General features: G+C 31.0%; 17 protein-coding genes. 11 read left to right on the top strand and 6 right to left on the bottom strand.

The genetic code is table 11. From position 1 onward, the window contains the following. Window positions 1-22: 22 nt before the first annotated feature. The 4 genes from J2Y38_RS09560 to J2Y38_RS09545 all read right to left on the bottom strand — a co-directional run bounded on the left by J2Y38_RS09560 (window position 23) and on the right by J2Y38_RS09545 (window position 4,107). Window positions 23-1,036, bottom strand: a complete 1,014-nt coding sequence (locus J2Y38_RS09560) for a MoxR family ATPase (protein ID WP_073482939.1) — start codon at window positions 1,034-1,036, stop codon at window positions 23-25. A 106-nt stretch (window positions 1,037-1,142) separates the two neighbouring features. Further along, entirely contained in the window at window positions 1,143-2,348 is a 1,206-nt protein-coding gene (locus J2Y38_RS09555) for a DUF4350 domain-containing protein (protein WP_309841651.1), read from the bottom strand. Continuing rightward, window positions 2,348-3,115: a DUF4129 domain-containing protein gene (locus J2Y38_RS09550; protein ID WP_309841650.1), complete on the bottom strand. Its 768-nt coding sequence runs from the start codon at window positions 3,113-3,115 to the stop codon at window positions 2,348-2,350. The genes J2Y38_RS09555 and J2Y38_RS09550 overlap by 1 nt, the downstream gene beginning before the upstream one ends. 11 nt (window positions 3,116-3,126) lie before the next feature. After that, a complete protein-coding gene (locus tag J2Y38_RS09545; RefSeq protein WP_309841648.1) occupies window positions 3,127-4,107 on the bottom strand; it encodes a stage II sporulation protein M in 981 nt (326 codons plus the stop codon). 20 nt (window positions 4,108-4,127) lie between these two features. Here J2Y38_RS09545 and J2Y38_RS09540 point away from each other — a divergent pair, with 20 nt between their 5' ends. The 7 genes from J2Y38_RS09540 (at window position 4,128) to J2Y38_RS09510 (ending at window position 10,936) form a co-directional block, all read left to right on the top strand. Continuing rightward, window positions 4,128-4,871 carry an RDD family protein gene (locus tag J2Y38_RS09540; protein ID WP_309841645.1) on the top strand — a complete coding sequence of 248 codons (744 nt, stop codon included), beginning with the start codon at window positions 4,128-4,130 and terminating at the stop codon, window positions 4,869-4,871. Window positions 4,872-4,981: 110 nt separating this feature from the next. Beyond that, complete coding sequence (locus tag J2Y38_RS09535; protein ID WP_309841643.1) at window positions 4,982-5,827, top strand: hypothetical protein; 846 nt, start codon at window positions 4,982-4,984, stop codon at window positions 5,825-5,827. A gap of 69 nt (window positions 5,828-5,896) precedes the next feature. Beyond that, window positions 5,897-6,499, top strand: coding sequence for a trimeric intracellular cation channel family protein (locus J2Y38_RS09530; RefSeq protein WP_053471006.1), 603 nt, complete (start codon window positions 5,897-5,899; stop codon window positions 6,497-6,499). A 144-nt stretch (window positions 6,500-6,643) separates the two neighbouring features. Further along, on the top strand, window positions 6,644-7,594 hold the full coding sequence (locus tag J2Y38_RS09525) for a FemAB family protein (RefSeq protein ID WP_309841640.1): 951 nt from the start codon (window positions 6,644-6,646) through the stop codon (window positions 7,592-7,594). After that, window positions 7,591-8,691: a DegT/DnrJ/EryC1/StrS family aminotransferase gene (locus J2Y38_RS09520; protein ID WP_309841637.1), complete on the top strand. Its 1,101-nt coding sequence runs from the start codon at window positions 7,591-7,593 to the stop codon at window positions 8,689-8,691. Before J2Y38_RS09525 ends, J2Y38_RS09520 begins: the two co-directional genes overlap by 4 nt. A gap of 3 nt (window positions 8,692-8,694) precedes the next feature. Further along, entirely contained in the window at window positions 8,695-10,203 is a 1,509-nt protein-coding gene (locus J2Y38_RS09515) for an oligosaccharide flippase family protein (RefSeq protein WP_309841635.1), read from the top strand. After that, window positions 10,190-10,936: a transferase gene (locus tag J2Y38_RS09510; protein WP_309841633.1), complete on the top strand. Its 747-nt coding sequence runs from the start codon at window positions 10,190-10,192 to the stop codon at window positions 10,934-10,936. Before J2Y38_RS09515 ends, J2Y38_RS09510 begins: the two co-directional genes overlap by 14 nt. A gap of 171 nt (window positions 10,937-11,107) precedes the next feature. Here the strand turns inward: J2Y38_RS09510 and J2Y38_RS09505 are convergent, their stop codons facing one another. Next, complete coding sequence (locus tag J2Y38_RS09505; RefSeq protein WP_309841631.1) at window positions 11,108-12,007, bottom strand: glycosyltransferase; 900 nt, start codon at window positions 12,005-12,007, stop codon at window positions 11,108-11,110. A gap of 46 nt (window positions 12,008-12,053) precedes the next feature. On the opposite strand from J2Y38_RS09505, the gene J2Y38_RS09500 reads away from it, so the two are divergent. Genes J2Y38_RS09500 through J2Y38_RS09490 form a run of 3 tightly spaced genes read left to right on the top strand, consistent with a single transcriptional unit; the run spans window position 12,054 to window position 14,630 of the window. Then, window positions 12,054-13,151: a glycosyltransferase gene (locus J2Y38_RS09500; RefSeq protein WP_309841628.1), complete on the top strand. Its 1,098-nt coding sequence runs from the start codon at window positions 12,054-12,056 to the stop codon at window positions 13,149-13,151. A gap of 4 nt (window positions 13,152-13,155) precedes the next feature. Then, window positions 13,156-13,560 carry an FdtA/QdtA family cupin domain-containing protein gene (locus J2Y38_RS09495; protein ID WP_309841626.1) on the top strand — a complete coding sequence of 135 codons (405 nt, stop codon included), beginning with the start codon at window positions 13,156-13,158 and terminating at the stop codon, window positions 13,558-13,560. Further along, window positions 13,557-14,630, top strand: coding sequence for a glycosyltransferase family 4 protein (locus J2Y38_RS09490; protein WP_309841623.1), 1,074 nt, complete (start codon window positions 13,557-13,559; stop codon window positions 14,628-14,630). The genes J2Y38_RS09495 and J2Y38_RS09490 overlap by 4 nt, the downstream gene beginning before the upstream one ends. Here the strand turns inward: J2Y38_RS09490 and J2Y38_RS09485 are convergent. Further along, window positions 14,627-15,514, bottom strand: coding sequence for a glycosyltransferase (locus J2Y38_RS09485; RefSeq protein WP_309841622.1), 888 nt, complete (start codon window positions 15,512-15,514; stop codon window positions 14,627-14,629). The genes J2Y38_RS09490 and J2Y38_RS09485 overlap by 4 nt on opposite strands. Before the next feature lie 63 nt (window positions 15,515-15,577). Here J2Y38_RS09485 and J2Y38_RS09480 point away from each other — a divergent pair, with 63 nt between their 5' ends. Beyond that, window positions 15,578-16,414 carry a class I SAM-dependent methyltransferase gene (locus J2Y38_RS09480; protein WP_309841621.1) on the top strand — a complete coding sequence of 279 codons (837 nt, stop codon included), beginning with the start codon at window positions 15,578-15,580 and terminating at the stop codon, window positions 16,412-16,414. Window positions 16,415-16,417 lie beyond the last annotated feature (3 nt).

The following is a 16,417-nucleotide window of genomic DNA, read 5'->3' as shown; positions in this document are numbered from 1 at the left end:
TCGTAACTGATAACTTTTTTTATTATCTAGGAATCTCTACTGTTTCGATAATTTGTTTGATAATTTCAGAACTTGTAATTCCTTCCATTTCACGTTCTGGAGCAACGATAACACGGTGCTGTAAAACAGGAATCGCAGCTTCTTTAATATCTTCCGGAGTAACAAAATCACGTCCGCGAATAGCAGCGAAACCTTTTGAAGCATTCAAAATAGCAATCGATGCACGAGGCGAAGCTCCTAAATATAAAAAGGCATTTTCACGCGTGTTTACTACGATTCTTGCGATATATTCTAATAGATTTTGTTCTACTCTAATTTGTTTAACTAAAGCCTGATATTGATTAATTTCTGCAGAAGAAAGAAGCGTTTGAATAGCTTCTAATTTCCCGTGATCCTGCAATAAATGTTCTCTTTGAATAATCAGGATTTCTTCGTTTAATTTTGGATAATCGATAGTGATTTTGAACAAGAAACGGTCTAATTGCGCTTCTGGCAAACGGTAAGTTCCTTCCTGTTCAATTGGGTTTTGCGTTGCAATTACCAAAAACGGAGTTTCTAATTTATATCCGGAACCGTCAATTGTAATTTGGCGTTCTTCCATAACTTCAAAAAGAGCGGCCTGAGTTTTTGCCGGCGCACGGTTGATCTCGTCAATTAAAATTAAATTAGAGAAGATTGGCCCTTTTTTGAATTCAAATTCTGAACTTTTTAAATTGAAAATAGAAGTTCCTAAAATATCCGATGGCATTAAATCCGGAGTAAACTGAATTCGGCTAAAGCCAATATTTAATGTTTTTGCCAATAATTTTGCTGTAATCGTTTTTGCAACTCCAGGAACACCTTCTAATAAAACGTGACCGTTTGATAAAATAGCAACCAAAAGCTGGTCAACCATTTTATGCTGTCCCACAATTACGGTTTCAATTTCTTTTTTAATTGCATTTACGTGATCTAAAAGCGGTGCTAAATTTATTCTGGTTTCAAAATTCACATTTTCATTTGTGATTTCTGTTTCTGGTGTATTAATATCGTCCATGTTTGGTGTGTTTTTTAATTCGTTTTATTTTATTTTTTTGCCAAAGATTATTAGGATTAAAAAAGATTTTTGCTAACTCTTTAATTTTAAATCTTGACAAATATTTTTAATGTATGATTTTTTCGATTGCATTATTAATTCGGATTAAATCCTGTTCAATACTGTCATGATAACTATTTCGGTGTTCGTTAATTAAAAATACCAGTTCCTGAATATCTTTTTCATCTTTACCTGTTTTATGATGCATTTTTTTAACAAACTCGTCATCTAGTTTTGTGGTGTCGATTAAATATTCAGTTCTGATCCTTTCTAAGAAATAAATAATTTTTTTATCAATTATATTCTTGTGATCGCCTTCCTGATAATATAAATTACCAATTGTTTTGGTAAAATCAATTGTCAAATTAGAGAGCGGCTGTAAAATAGGAACAATTCGCTGTTTTCTTTTGGCATTAAATATCATAAATATCAGCATCCCAATAAGGAATAAATACCAAGCCCATGCTAAGGCCGGCTGACTTAGTATATATCGAAGCGGTGACCCGGAAATGTTTTCATCTGTCTGCAATTTTGTGTACCAAAAAACATCTCCTTTTGGAATATAAGAAAGCACATTTTCGGCGTATTGATAACGATCTTTTTTGAGCAGATTATAATTTGTAAAAGCAACAGGATGCATGTGCAGAAAGAAATTTCCATTTTTATACGGAATTTGTATAAAATTGATGTTTTTCTTCTTTTTTGGATTTCCCTGATAACCTAAAACAATTGTGTTTAGTGTATCAATCTTAGAGAAATAATCAGCAATATCACCTGTTGATTTGTATGCTTTTCGACTCAGTTTTTTATTAGCCATCCAGACTAATGAACTATCTGTTGGACGGAAATTTGAAGTATACTCAAACTTCAAACTATCTAATAAAGGCTTTGGAAAATTTGCCATACTTAAAAAGGCATTATTTCCGTGTGAAACGAAATACATAATTTCTTTCATCGACTGATCGTCAATATTATTCTGTACAGAAATATTAACAAAAGTCCCTTTTACAGAATAAGTTTCAACCAATGAATCTTCATCGTATTTTGAATCTAAAAATTCATAAGGCGTTACAGCTGAAATTCTCTGGATTTTTTGCTTTTTTAAAATACCGCCAATTTCTTTATCAAAAACATATAACCCAAAAGGGATTTTGTCATTGACAGAATAAGTTGGACGCCAATCAATTGGTTTTGGTTTGTCGTAATCTGAAATCAGAATTAAGATGAAAATAAAAACCAGAACAGAAATGTATATTTTGATACTTTTATTCATTAACTAAAGGTTTTTATTGCATTCTTAAATCTACTTTGTGCCTTGTTGAAAGTGTTTTCATCAATTTCAAATTCGCCATACCAAATATAATTGTACAGATAGGATAAGTATGTAAACTCTTCTCTATGAGCAGGTCTTTGAAGCTCGTATAAATAATCTGAATTTGTTTTTTCGATATCCCATTCGATATAATTATTCTGAGCCATTATTTTTAAAAGCCACAAATAATAGTATCGAATTGCTGCACGTTTTTCACCCGATTCGAGACTTTCTTTTATCAGTTTTTCGAAATCAAGAAGATGAATGTTTTTCTCGATATCAGAATAATAAACAGTTCTTTTATTAGAATTTTTGCCAAAAATCCATTGTCCTTCTTTATTAATAATTGCTTTAACGATTAAATAAATCATTAAAATAACTCCTAAAGTCAAAATAATCCTGATCAATATACCCACAAAGTTCAAAGAGGCTTCGTTTGTGCTAAACGAAAACAGGCTTCTAAAAATACTGGCAAGCCAGTCTTTAAAACGATCCCAAAGCCCTTTTTCCGGAGCTTTATGTTCGTAAACAAAATCTGGATCAGTATATTTTTTCTGGTAATTTTTTGAAAAAGTCCTGCTTTCAATTGAGTCTGAATCAATTTGAATATCTTTTTCAGTGTATTTTATCGCAGCAATTTTTGGAGGATCTTCCGTCACCAAAGAATCCTGCGCATTCGAAATACTGCAGAAAAGGAAAAAAGATAAAATAAATAAAATTTTATTCATTACTGGTTTAATTAATTCGGTTTGGCTGATAATTTATGCACTTTTTTGTAAACAATAGTAGGGTAAACCAAGTAATAAAATGAAATTATTGCTAAAGTAAATAATATAATAAAACAGCTTAACCAATTAGGCATATCGATAGAATATCTCGTAATAAATCCTTCAAGAAAACCTGCGCCAATGGTAAAAGGGAAAGTGCTTAAAAATATTTTAAAACTGTTTTTAAAACCAATTTTAAAAGAATTAATTCTTGAATATGTTTTAGGGAACAGGATAGAAGCACCCAAAATAAACCCGGCAGCAGTTTCAATTACGATACCAAAAATTTCCATTGCACCATGAATCCAGATTCCGCGAACACTTTTCCAGAATACATTTTGTTCATAAAAGAAATATTGAAATGACCCAAGCATAATACCATTGTTCATTGCTACCAAAAAGGTTCCAATTCCTGCAAAAATTCCATACATATAGCATTTTGCTCCTACAAAGAGATTATTCATCGTAATGCCAATGAAACTTCCCCAGTTCGATCCGGATTCGTAAACAGCTACAGGATTTCCTTTCTTGATATTTTCTAAAGTCATATTGACATAATCGTCGCCTAATATCAATCGAACAAAATTTTGATCATAGCGTGCAGAAACTACACCCATTGCAACTGTGGCAAAAAAGAGAACAAAAGCATATAAAAGATATCTTTTGTATTCAAAAAGCAAAAGAGGAACTTCTATTTTAAAAAACTCTACAATTCTGTTTTTTTCCGTTCGCTTTGTTTTATAAATCTTTTGATAAATCTGTGAAGCTAAATGATTTAAATATATAACTGTCTTACTTTTAGGGTAATAAGTTTGCGCGTAGGAAAGATCATTCATTAATTGAATGTACAAATTAGCTAATTCGTCAGGATTTTTCTTAGCTTTACCGAAAATAGCTAGCTCAAATTCCAGCCATTTTTCTTTATTTTGTTTTATAAAGGCAACTTCTCTCATTGAGGGCTAAAATATAAAATATGTCAGAATTATCTATTAACACAACACAAAATGTTAAAATAAATTTTATCGCGGCCTCTGTAGGCGAGCGATTAGGTGCTTATTTCATTGATGCAGGCATTAAACTTTCGTATATATTCCTCATTATTTGGGTGTTTTTTTACTGGATCGACATTGATAGGTTAATGACAAATTTGGATACTTGGTCCAGAGGAGCAATACTTCTAATTTTATTTTTTCCATTAATTATTTACTCGATAACCTTAGAAAGTATTTTTGAAGGGCAGTCCTTTGGAAAAAAACTGGTAAAAATTAAAGTTGTAAAAATAGACGGTTATCAGGCTAGTTTTGGTGATTACCTAATTCGTTGGTTTTTTAGAATTATTGATTTTAGTTTATTCAACGGAATCATTGGTTTAATTGCCGTGGCTTCAAGTAAAAAATCACAGCGATTAGGAGATATGGCAGCCGGAACAGCTGTAATTACTTTAAAAAATAAAATTAATATCAGCCATACAATTCTGGAAGATATTGGCGAAGCTTACGTACCGACTTATCCTTTGGTAATTAAATTATCTGATAATGATATGAGAATTATTAAAGAAACGTACCAAAGTGCGCTGGCTAAAAATGATCACGAAATTATCTATAAACTGGTTGCCAAAATTGAAGGTGTAACCGGAATCAAAAATCAATCAGGTAATAATAACGATTTTATCAGGGTAATTTTAAAAGATTACAATTTCTATACGCAGCATATGTAATGAATGGGCAAGAGTTAATTCATTGTTTTTCTTAGTGTTAATTATCCGTTTAAATTTTATAAATTTATCAGACGTGGAAAATCCGGATTATAAATTAAATTCTAAATGATATGATGATTAAAAAATTAACTGCCGTATTATTACTGTTTTTTGTATCTTTTTTTGGTTTTGCTCAAGGCGGAAAAAAATTAGATAAAATTATTAAAAGGGATTATCAGATTATTGAAGGTACAATCAGCAAAATATCTGATAAAACAGTTGAATATTCTTTACCCGGAGAAACGCTGGTCATTTCTCTCGATATTTCGCAAATAGCCAGAATCGATTTTGCAAGCGGACGCTCGCAGACTTTTGATGTAAGTCAGGGAAATAATGCATCTTCAAATTCATCGGTTATTGCTGCTGCAGAAACAAAGCCTAATACTATTGCCGTACTTCCGGTTCCGTATTTAAATTCAGATACACAGGAAAGTTCCGAAGACATGGCAAAATTTGCCCAGAATGATCTTTACAATAAACTGCTTGATAAATCATCGAATATTTTTCCGTTGACGGTTCAGGATTTAAGAACTACAAATAGTTTACTGCATAAAGCGGGAATTGATCATAATAATATTGATGAAACACCAATTGAAGATTTGGAAAAAATTCTTGGAGTTGATAATATTGTGGCAGCAAAAGTTTCGTACACTATGAATTCAGGAACAACTGCCACAACTTACAGCAGCGGAGATGCAAAAGTAAGCGACAATAACAAGAAGGTTAAGGCGAATGAAGTTTCGACAACAACGGCAAGCACACAGGTTTATTACTATTACACGGTTTATTTTGACATGTATAAAAATGCTTCAAAAATATATTCGCAGACTCGTAAACCATTTTTAGCAATAAAAGACAGCTGGATGGATTCGATTACCTATTTATTGAAAAGAAGCCCTATTTACACAAAAAAATAACAAATTGAGGAGTTGCAATTAATTTAATCTTTGTATCTCTGCACCTTTAAATTTTTTGCACCTTAAAGCATGTTTCACTTATTAGATATTATTGGCACGATGGCATTTGCAATGTCAGGAGCATTAACTGCGATGCATAAAAGACTCGATCCGTTTGGGGTTTTTATTATTGCTTTTGTTACGGCTGTTGGCGGCGGAACACTTCGTGATGTTTTAATTGGAAGAACTCCAGTGGGCTGGATGATGAATCTTCAATATGTTTATGTTATTATTTTAGGTTTTTTTCTGGCCATTATTTTCAGAAAAAAGTTTGACAAACTAAGAACTTCCCTGTTTTTGTTTGATACCATTGGTCTGGGAGTTTTTACTTTAATTGGCCTTGAGAGAGGAATTTTAACGGGTCTTCATCCAGTAATTTGTGTGGCATTAGGAACTATGACAGCTTGTTTTGGCGGTGTAATTCGGGATATTTTGTGTACCGAAATTCCAACAATTTTTAGAAGAGAAATCTATGCAACAATCTGTATTTTTGGCGGTATCGTATTCTTTGGGCTTAAGAAATTAAATTTAGAAGATGATGTTTTGTACCTTGTGACTTCTGTTGTAATAATTTCAGTTCGTTTATTAGCGGTAAAATACAAATGGTATCTGCCGGCTTTTGAACATAAATAAAGATTTTTTGTTTGCCACGAATTTCACTAATTTCCACGAATTAATTGGTTGAATGTAGTAATTAAGCATTACAAATTTTACAATCAGCAATGGAAAAATTAGTGCAAATTAGTGAAATTCGTGGCAAAAAGAACAAACCAAAAGATGACGATATACACCGTAAAAAAATACGATCAAAACGATTACAAATTATGGAATGACTTTATTGTTCAGGCCAAAAATGCAACGTTTTTATTTCATCGTGATTTTATGGAATATCATAAAGATCGGTTTGAAGATTTTTCCCTTTTAATTTTTGAAGAAGAAAAACTACGAGCCATTCTGCCAGCCAATAAAAAAGAAAACTCCATTTATTCGCATCAGGGACTTACTTATGGAGGATTGGTTTTTTCGTCTAAATTAAATGCCGAAAAAACGGAATCAATTCTGGATTCGGTTTTATTATTTTTGAAAGAAAACGCCATAAAAACGTTCTATTACAAACCCATTCCGATTTTTTATTTTCCCGAAGGAAATCAGGAACTTGACTTTTTTTTATTTAAAAGAGGAGCGGTTTTAGAACGAAAAGAAATGAATTTGGCAGCCAATTTAAATTCTCCTCTAAAAATTTCAAAAAGTAAATTAAAACATTTTAGAAGAATTGAAAATCTAGATTTGGATATTATTGAAGAAGAAGATTTTAAACCGTTTTGGAATGAAGTTTTAGAACCGAGATTATTAGAAAAGTTTAATGAAAAACCCGTTCATTCAAAAGAAGAAATAGCGCTTTTAAAAGAGCGATTCCCAAAAAACATCAAACAATTTTCAGTTTATCAAAATGATGAAATTATTGCCGGAATAACCATTTTTGAAACCCAAAATGTAGTAAAATCACAATATGGCGCCACTTCTAAAAAAGGAGAAGAAACACGGGCGTTAGATTTTTTATTCATTAATTTGATTCACCGATATAAACGAAAAGGAAAACACTTTTTTGATATGGGAATTGTAAATGAACAAAATGAATCCGGTTATCATTCTGGTCTTTTAAAGCAGAAAGAAGAATTAGGCTGTGCAGTTTACAATCAGGATTTTTATAAATTGGATATAAAATGATACCGTTTCTAGATCTAAAAAAAATTAATGAACCTTATGAAACCGCTTTTCAGGAGAAACTGAAATTGGTTTTAGACAATGGCTGGTACATTTTAGGAAAAGAAACTGAAACCTTCGAAAAAGCTTATGCCGAATATTGCCAAACCAAATATTGCATTGGAGTAGGGAATGGTTTTGATGCTTTAGTTTTGATTTTTAAAGGTTATATTGAACTGGGAAAACTCAAAAAAGGCGATGAAGTTATTGTTCCCGCAAATACATATATTGCCAGTATTTTAGCCATTTTACAAGCAGATTTAGTTCCGGTTTTAGTTGAACCAAAATTAGAAACCTACAACATCAATCCGGATTTAATTTTCGAAAAAATCACATCAAAAACAAAAGCCATTTTAGCCGTTCATCTTTACGGACAATTAGCCGAAATGGATAAAATAAACGAGATTGCAGAAGAACATAATCTTATTGTTGTAGAAGATGCAGCACAATCACACGGAGCAGAAAGAAATCTAAAATCTAAAATCTACAATCTAAAATCTGCAATCGCTTATAGTTTTTATCCCGGAAAAAACCTCGGTTGTCTTGGCGACGGCGGCGCAATTACTACGAACGATCCTGAATTGGCAAAAGTGTTGTTTTCGCTTCGAAATTATGGATCTGAGCAAAAATATTATAATGAATATATTGGCGTAAATTCAAGATTAGATGAATTGCAAGCTGCATTTTTAAACGAAAAACTACCCAATTTAGATGCTGATAATGAAAAGCGAAGAACAGTTGCAAAACGTTATTTAGCAGGAATTAAAAATGATAAAATTGAATTGCCATTTTGGGATTTTTCAAACAATCATGTTTTTCATTTGTTTGTTATAAGAACTAAAAACAGAGAGCATTTACAGCAGTATTTGACCAAAAATAATATCCAAACCGTAATTCATTATCCGGTTCCTCCGCATAAACAAAAGGCATTTAAAGACTGGAATAACCTATCATTTCCTATTACGGAAAAGATTCACAATGAAGTTTTAAGTTTACCAATGAGTCCTGTTTTGACAGAAACGGAAGTAGATTACATTATCGAAATTCTAAATCAGTATTAATTCGTGACTGATAGCAAAAAATCATATCAGCAGATTTTAAAAACAACTTCACTTTTTGGAGGCGTTCAGTTTTTTTCGATTTTAATTTCAATAATCCGTACCAAATTAATAGCCGTTTTTATAGGTCCGGCCGGAATGGGAATTATAGCTTTACTAAATTCGACTTTGAGTGTTTTAAGCAGTGTTTCGGGTCTTGGAATTGAAACCAGCGCAGTCAAAAGTATTTCAGAAAATTTCAATAAAGACGATATTCGGATGGTTTCAATAACAATTCGGATTGTAAAAAGAATTGTTTTTTTTACCGGAATATTAGGAATGCTATTGACTATAATTTTCTCAAAAGCTTTAAGTATTCTGACTTTTGGCGATTCAAGCCAAACATATTCGTTTATATTTCTTTCTCTTACTATTTTATTCAAACAATTATCTTCTGGACAATTGGCTGTTTTGCAAGGTTTAAGACATTTGAAGTTTTTGGCGAAAGCCAATTTTTATGGAAATTTATTCGGATTATTATTTTCAATTCCGCTCTATATTTATTTTAAGATCGATGCCATAATTCCAACCATTTTGCTGGCATCCGTAACTTCATTGATTTTTTCTTTTTATTATTCAACTAAAGTAAGAGTAGAAAATAAGAAAGGAGAAATTACAAAAGATGTCTTTGTAACCGAAGGAAAATCGATTATAAAATTAGGTTTTATGCTTACCATAAGTAGTGTTTTAACGCTTTTGACTGCTTATCTAATTCAAATTTATATTGGAAAAACCGGAGGTTTGGAACAAGTAGGATTTTATAACGCCGGATTTACATTGCTAAACTCCTATGTGGGAATTATTTTTACGGTTATGAGCACCGATTATTTCCCGAAATTGGCTTCTATAAACTCTGATAATGATAAAGTTAGAATAAGTGTACAACAGCAGGCTTTTATTTCGGTTTTGATTATAACGCCTATAATTGTTTTGTTTCTTGCTTTCAGCCCAGTTATTGTTAAGCTGCTTTATACCTTAAAATTCGAAACTATTTTACCGATGATTTGCGTTGGAATTTTAGGAATGCTTTTTCGCGCTGTTTCCTGGGCAATGGGATTTATTTTAATTGCAAAAGGCGATTCTAAAATGTTTATAAAAACAGCCGTTGGTTTTAATGTTTTGTCTTTAGTAATGAATGTTTTAGGATATTATTTTTACGGATTAGAAGGTTTAGGTTTTAGTTTCTGTCTTTATTTTTTATGTCATTTTATCGGCTTAAAAATCATCACTAAAAAAAGATATAATTTTTATTTTGAAACTGAATTCTATCAAATTTACCTAGTTTGTTTTGTAATTTGTATCACTTCGTTTTTACTCCGATTTATCGAAATATCGGTTTTAAAATATGGTTTATTATCGGCTATGATTTTAATATCTTTTGGTTTTAGTTTATATCATATTGATAAAAAGATGAATTTAAGCGAAATATTTACGTCATTTGTTCAGCGAAAAAAAGAGAATAATGATTCAGAATAGTTATAGAAAATGCAGGTCATTTTATCATACACTAAAGTTTTACTGGAAAGTAAACTGGATCAAAACGCTGTATTTTAACTTTAAGAAATTTCCTTTTACAACCGCTAAAAAACTGCCCGTTTTCTTTTACGGAAAAGTAAAATTCACTTCTATTTATGGTGAAATTCAATTAGATGGAAAAATCCAAAAAGGAATGATTGGCTTTGGTCAGCCTTATGAATTGAATACTGTTCATAAAGGCATCGCTGAAATCAATATTTTAGGAAAATTAATTTTTAAAGGAAAATTCCAGTTTGGCAAAGATTGTTTTGTTTTCGTTGGAGAAAATGCGGTTTGCGAACTTGGAAATATGGCTTCTATTGCTTCCAGCGGAAAAATAATTTGTACCGAAAAAATTGTTTTGGGTGAATATGCCCGTTTCGGCTCTGAATCGCAGATTATTGATACCAATTTCCATGATTTAATTGATACTCAAACCGGAGAAAAACTTAAAAAATCAGCTCCAATTACTATTGGAAATTATAATTTTATGAGCAACAGGGTTTCTATTTTAAAAGGAACTCAAACACCAAATTTCTGCACCGTTGCATCAAATAGTTTATGCACAAAAGATTATACTTCGCTTGGCGAAAATATCTTAATTGGGGGCGTTCCCGCTAAATTAATCCGAAGTAATATATCACGCGATTGGAGCGGAGAAAAACAACAATTAGATGATTTTTTGACAATTTAAAAATGTGTGTTTAAGTACGCGGATTTTACGGATTTACTTCGTAAAGACGCGGATTGACACGGATTTTTTATCTAAGTTTTTAAATTGACTAATAAAAAAAAATCAGTGTTAATCCGCGTCTTCGCTTTAGCGAATCCGTAAAATCCGCGTTCTATTCCAGACATCGCTTTATCACTTAAATAAAATACGAAACCGCTGTTTTATTTCAAGAGCAATATATTTGAACAGCAGCTTATAATTAGAGGTTTTAAAGTTCAAAAACATTTCAAAATGGATTCGTTTTAAAATGGCTTTATGCTCTTGTTTTGTTCTGTTTAATTGAATCGCTTTCTTGATAATCAAATAAGTAGAGTAATTTATTTTCCTGGATCTTGAATCATTTTTGATATGAAAATGAGTTCCTAAAGATGTTGTTGTAATTCGTTTTTTAATTAAAATTTCATCGATATAATCAAAATCATATTTACGTGAAGCACGAATCCATAAATCTAAATCCTCATAAGCCAGATTTTCATCATAACCCTGCAAATCATCAAAAACCGATTTTTTAACCATTGATGAAACAGAGCAAATACTATTTCCACCCGAAAGTACACTCAAATAAATGTCTCCGGTTTCTCTTTTTTCGATTGTTTTTTTGGATTCATCAACAGGGAAAAAATAAAAATAAGAATCGCCTTTTTCATTGATTAGTTCAGCATTTCCGTAAACAATCCCAAGATTTTCAAACCTGTTTTTTTCGAAAGCTTTTAATTGTAATGAAACACAATCTGGCAATAAAATATCATCACAAGCCAGATCTATAATATATTCGCCTTTGGCAAGTTTTAGGGCTTTATTAAAAGATTTTGTACTTCCTAAATTAGTTTCATTTTCAATAAATTGAATTTCAGGATAATCTGCAATCCAGTTTTTTATAACTTCTCGTGAATTATCAGTACTAAAATCATCAACAATTATCAATTCAATAAAAGGATAATCCTGATTGAGAGCAGATAATAAACTCTGCAAAACAAATTTTTCATGGTTATAGCACAGGCATATAATGCTCACTATTGATTTATCTTGCATATTGTTTTTAGAGTTATATATTTGATACGAAAATAAGAAATCAAGAATGATATCATCTCACAAAAAAAAGAAAATTGCTCTTATTGGTTATCGTTTAAGCGGAGGCGGAAGCGATAAAGTAATGGCTAATTTGTCTGTTTTTTTTGAAAACCAAGGATTTGAAGTTGATATACTTATTGTTTTGGATGAAGTTAGTTTTCCTTATTCGGGGAAATTGGTGAACTTAGGATTGCTGAAAAACAAAAGCAACGGATTTTTTAATAAAGTCAAAAGGTTAAAGGCTTTAAGTGATTATTTACACCAAAATAAATTTGATTTTATTATTGATTTCCGCTTTCGTACCAAAATATTACAGGAACTTATTTTAGCCCGATTTATATACAATACCAAAACTATTTTTACGGTTCACAGTTTTTTAATCGATCATTATATGCCAAAAAAATCATGGCTGACACGATTAATGTACAATCATTGTTATGCTAATGTGGCAATTACAGATGAAATGAAAACGCTGATTGAAAGTACACATAAACTGCAAAATGTAATTACAATTCATAATCCGGTGAATCTTAAAGAAATTAAGGAAAAACAAGATGAAAAAATAGAGTTGGAATTTGATTTTATAATTGCAATTGGCCAATATGAAAATGAAATTAAGCAATTTGATAAACTGATTTTAAGTTACAGCAAATCTAATCTGTCTCAAAAACAGATTCATTTGGTAATTATTGGAAATGGTGACGAAACAAAACTCGAAAATGTAATTGCGGCAAATAATATTTCTCATTTTGTTCATCTTTTGGGTTACCAAAATAATCCGTTTAAATATGTACACAAAGCTAAATTTTTAGTTTTATGCAGTAAAAATGAAGGTTTTCCAAATGTAATTTTAGAATCTTTAGCCTGCGAAACTCCAGTTGTATCTTTTGATTGTGATTTCGGGCCAAGAGATATGATTACTTCTTTTGAAAATGGTATTATAGTTGAGAATCAAAATTGGGACAAACTAACAGAAACAATGAATTTATTTACTGCTGATGAAAGTTTATATCAGCATTGTAAAAAAAATGCATTAAAAAGTATTGAACCTTTTTTATTAGAAAAAATTGGTCAGCAATGGTTAAATTTGCTTGAGGAACACTAAAAATATGACAACAATTCAAGATATTTCATTACTTAAAATTCCGGTTGTCGAAGACTTGAGCGGAAATTTGGCTTTTATTCAAAACGGAGTTCTGCCTTTTGAATTCAAGCGTGTTTATTATCTTTTTGATGTTCCAAGCAGTGCTTTTCGCGGCGGACATTCGCATATTGAACAGCATGAAGTTTTGATCGCTTTAAGCGGAAGTTTTGAAGTAACGGTAAATGACGGAAAAGACAAAAAGAGCTATTTACTCAACAAACCCAATGTTGGATTGTATCTCCCGAAAGGAATTTGGAGAGAGTTAGAAAACTTTTCTTCGGGCGCGGTTTGTCTGGTTTTGGCTTCAGATGTTTTTGAAGAGACTGATTATATTCGGGATTATGAAACTTTCTTGAATTCTAAAAAATGAAACTGCTTTACATTGTTCCCAACATAAAAAATGCGGGAGGAGTTGCCAGAGTTTTGTCCATTAAAGCCAATTATTTTATTGAACACTTTGGTTACGAAGTTCATATTCTGTCACAAAATGAAAAAGATAATTTACCTTTTTACGATTTCAGTTCTAAGATTGTCTTTCATAATATGATTTTGGAAGGAAATGCTTTTCATTTTCTAAATTCCTATAAAAAGCAGTTAAATCAAAAAATTGCAGCGATAAAACCAGATGTAATTCTTGTTGCTGATAATGGTTTGAAAGCTTTTATTTTACCAATGATTGTTAAAGAGAAAAATCCAATTGTTTTGGAGATTCATTCTTCTAAATTTATTGAAGGACAATCATTAAAACCAAATATCTTTTCAAAATTAAAATATCGATTCAAAGATTTTGGTGCCAGAAAATATACTAAAGTAGTGGCTTTATCTCCCGAAAATCTAAAAAATTGGCATATTAATAACGCCGTAATAATTCCGAATCCGACCTGGATTAAAACCGAAAATACTGCAGTTTTAAAAAACAAACGGGTTATTGCTGTTGCAAGAAATTCGTATGAAAAAGGTTTAGACAGAATATTGTTAATCTGGGAAAAAGTAACCCAAAAACATCCAGAATGGACTTTAGATATTTATACAGATGAAGTCGATTCTTTAAACAATATTGTCATTGATTTAGGATTAACTTCCACAATAAATATTTTTAGTTTTGTAAAAAATATAGAAGAGAAATATCTTGAATCTTCTATTTTAGTTATGACTTCGCGATTTGAAGCATTTCCAATGGTTTTGATAGAAGCAATGTCTTTAGGTTTACCAAGTGTTTCTTATGATTGTCCTTCGGGGCCGAGATCTATCCTTACAGATAATGAAAATGGCTTTTTAATCCCGGATGGAAATTTAGATTTATTTGCTGAAAAACTTTCTTTTTTAATTGAAAACGAAGAATTGAGAATAAAATTTGGCTCGGCATCAAAAGAAAAAATGAAAGAATATCAGCTTGATCCTGTCATGAAACAATGGAAAACTTTATTAGAGAATTTCTAATTTGTTTTTATACTGCACAAATACGTTAATTTGTAAATATTAAGCAGCCTTAAAGAAGGGCTTTTAGAGTTTAGCTGTTTTAAAACTAGGGCATTAAATGTCTTGAAGAATAACTCTGCCGGATAACGTAGTTTAAAACGTTTCAGTAAATGGTATACCTTCAGTATTTTTAAAAAATCAGAATCAATTTGTTTTTTGCGATCAAGAATAAGCAGGTTTTCTAAGCTGTTTTTTACTTTAGATATATAAATAAGGTTTTCGTCAATATCGCCATGCTGAATCGCATTTTCAATATGTTTTACCTTAAAATCAGACTGACTTACCTGATAAGCAAAAAGTGTATCTTCATGTCCGTATTTAATTAAACTAGAATCAAATTTTATACTGCTAAAACAATCCTTTTTAATTAATGTGTTATTGAACATCAGAGTTTTATACAAAGCGGTATTTCTTTGAGAAACCGTTTTGTCTTCAATTAAACGCCCGTATTTCCAGCGTAATTTTTGTTTGTCTGAATAAACATTTTCAGGATGAATTCGGCCGCCATATACGATGTCAAAATCCTGTATATTTTCTAAATAATTTTGTATGTAATTGGGGTTGATTACGATAGAATCGCCATCAATAAAAAGAAGATTTTGGTATTGTGCTTTTGATGCTAAAAGATTTCTGTTAGAACTTAACCCAATGTTTTTTTCTAAAGAAACAAAAGAACAGTTCTGTAGAGTATTTATTTTTTCATTTTCTTTATTCAGTACAGAATTTGAAGCATCATCCTGACACAGAATTTCAAAGTTAATTCCAATAAAACGGCATTGTTCAGCAAGTTCTTCTACAAGCGAAAACACATTGTAATTATAAACCGGAATTAAAATAGAAAGCATTTATTCTCTTTTTTAAAATATATTTGTAAAGGAAATGTTTTTTATTAAAATAATAAATCAAAAATGAATTTAAGGTCTCTTTATTATGCTATTTCTCCAAAGTCAAGATTTCTTGTTCGTAAGATTTATTATTTTCCTGCTGATTTTTGGTACTCTTTAAGCAGAAACAAAAACAAATATGAGCCTAAAAAAGGAGACATTTTTATTGGTTCCGGTGATTTTTTGTCACAAGGAAAACATCATTTAGAACTCTTAAAAGAATACACTTCGTTGCAGCCTGATCATTCTGTATTAGATGTTGGCTGCGGAATTGGCCGTGCTGCAGTGCCCTTAACGCAGTATTTGTCAACAAAAGGAAAATACGAAGGTTTTGATGTTGTAAAAAAAGGAATTGACTGGTGTCAAAAAAACATCAGCAAAGATTTCTCTAATTTTAATTTTCAGCACATTTCGCTCAATAATGATTTATACAATCTAACCAATAAAAAGGCAGAGAATTTTAAATTTCCTTATGAAGATAATTCTTTTGATACCGTTTTTCTGTTCTCGGTTTTTACACACATGCAGCCAAAAGAAGTTCAAAACTATTTAAATGAAATTTACAGAGTTTTAAAAACCGATGGAAAATGTCTTTCGACTTTCTTTCTTTATGATGATCAAAATGAAGAATACATCTCAAAAGAAAATAAAGGATTCTGTTTCCCTTATCAAAAAGAAAATTACAGATTGATGAATGAAAAAGTTCCTTCGGCAAATATTGCTTTTAAAGAAGAATTGCTTTTTAAGATGATTCAAACAAGTCAATTAAAATTAGAAAATAAGATATACGGAACCTGGTCAAACAGAGCAGTTGACGACTTGTTTGATTATCAGGATATTTTAATTCTAAAAAAAGTTTAAGAT

Source organism: Flavobacterium sp. 2755, from assembly GCF_031455715.1.
GTDB lineage: Bacteria > Bacteroidota > Bacteroidia > Flavobacteriales > Flavobacteriaceae > Flavobacterium.
The sequence above is the reverse complement of the archived record's forward strand: the minus strand, read 5'-3'. Positions and strand labels throughout refer to the sequence as shown.

Excerpts from the sequence above, each read along its gene's own strand:
- J2Y38_RS09560 (WP_073482939.1), bottom strand. The coding sequence starts at position 1,036 with ATGGACGATATTAATACACCAGAAACAGAAATCACAAATGAAAATGTG.
- J2Y38_RS09555 (WP_309841651.1), bottom strand. The coding sequence starts at position 2,348 with ATGAATAAAAGTATCAAAATATACATTTCTGTTCTGGTTTTTATTTTC.
- J2Y38_RS09550 (WP_309841650.1), bottom strand. The coding sequence starts at position 3,115 with ATGAATAAAATTTTATTTATTTTATCTTTTTTCCTTTTCTGCAGTATT.
- J2Y38_RS09545 (WP_309841648.1), bottom strand. The coding sequence starts at position 4,107 with ATGAGAGAAGTTGCCTTTATAAAACAAAATAAAGAAAAATGGCTGGAA.
- J2Y38_RS09540 (WP_309841645.1), top strand. The coding sequence starts at position 4,128 with ATGTCAGAATTATCTATTAACACAACACAAAATGTTAAAATAAATTTT.
- J2Y38_RS09535 (WP_309841643.1), top strand. The coding sequence starts at position 4,982 with ATGATGATTAAAAAATTAACTGCCGTATTATTACTGTTTTTTGTATCT.
- J2Y38_RS09530 (WP_053471006.1), top strand. The coding sequence starts at position 5,897 with ATGTTTCACTTATTAGATATTATTGGCACGATGGCATTTGCAATGTCA.
- J2Y38_RS09525 (WP_309841640.1), top strand. The coding sequence starts at position 6,644 with ATGACGATATACACCGTAAAAAAATACGATCAAAACGATTACAAATTA.
- J2Y38_RS09520 (WP_309841637.1), top strand. The coding sequence starts at position 7,591 with ATGATACCGTTTCTAGATCTAAAAAAAATTAATGAACCTTATGAAACC.
- J2Y38_RS09510 (WP_309841633.1), top strand. The coding sequence starts at position 10,190 with ATGATTCAGAATAGTTATAGAAAATGCAGGTCATTTTATCATACACTA.
- J2Y38_RS09505 (WP_309841631.1), bottom strand. The coding sequence starts at position 12,007 with ATGCAAGATAAATCAATAGTGAGCATTATATGCCTGTGCTATAACCAT.
- J2Y38_RS09500 (WP_309841628.1), top strand. The coding sequence starts at position 12,054 with ATGATATCATCTCACAAAAAAAAGAAAATTGCTCTTATTGGTTATCGT.
- J2Y38_RS09495 (WP_309841626.1), top strand. The coding sequence starts at position 13,156 with ATGACAACAATTCAAGATATTTCATTACTTAAAATTCCGGTTGTCGAA.
- J2Y38_RS09490 (WP_309841623.1), top strand. The coding sequence starts at position 13,557 with ATGAAACTGCTTTACATTGTTCCCAACATAAAAAATGCGGGAGGAGTT.
- J2Y38_RS09485 (WP_309841622.1), bottom strand. The coding sequence starts at position 15,514 with ATGCTTTCTATTTTAATTCCGGTTTATAATTACAATGTGTTTTCGCTT.
- J2Y38_RS09480 (WP_309841621.1), top strand. The coding sequence starts at position 15,578 with ATGAATTTAAGGTCTCTTTATTATGCTATTTCTCCAAAGTCAAGATTT.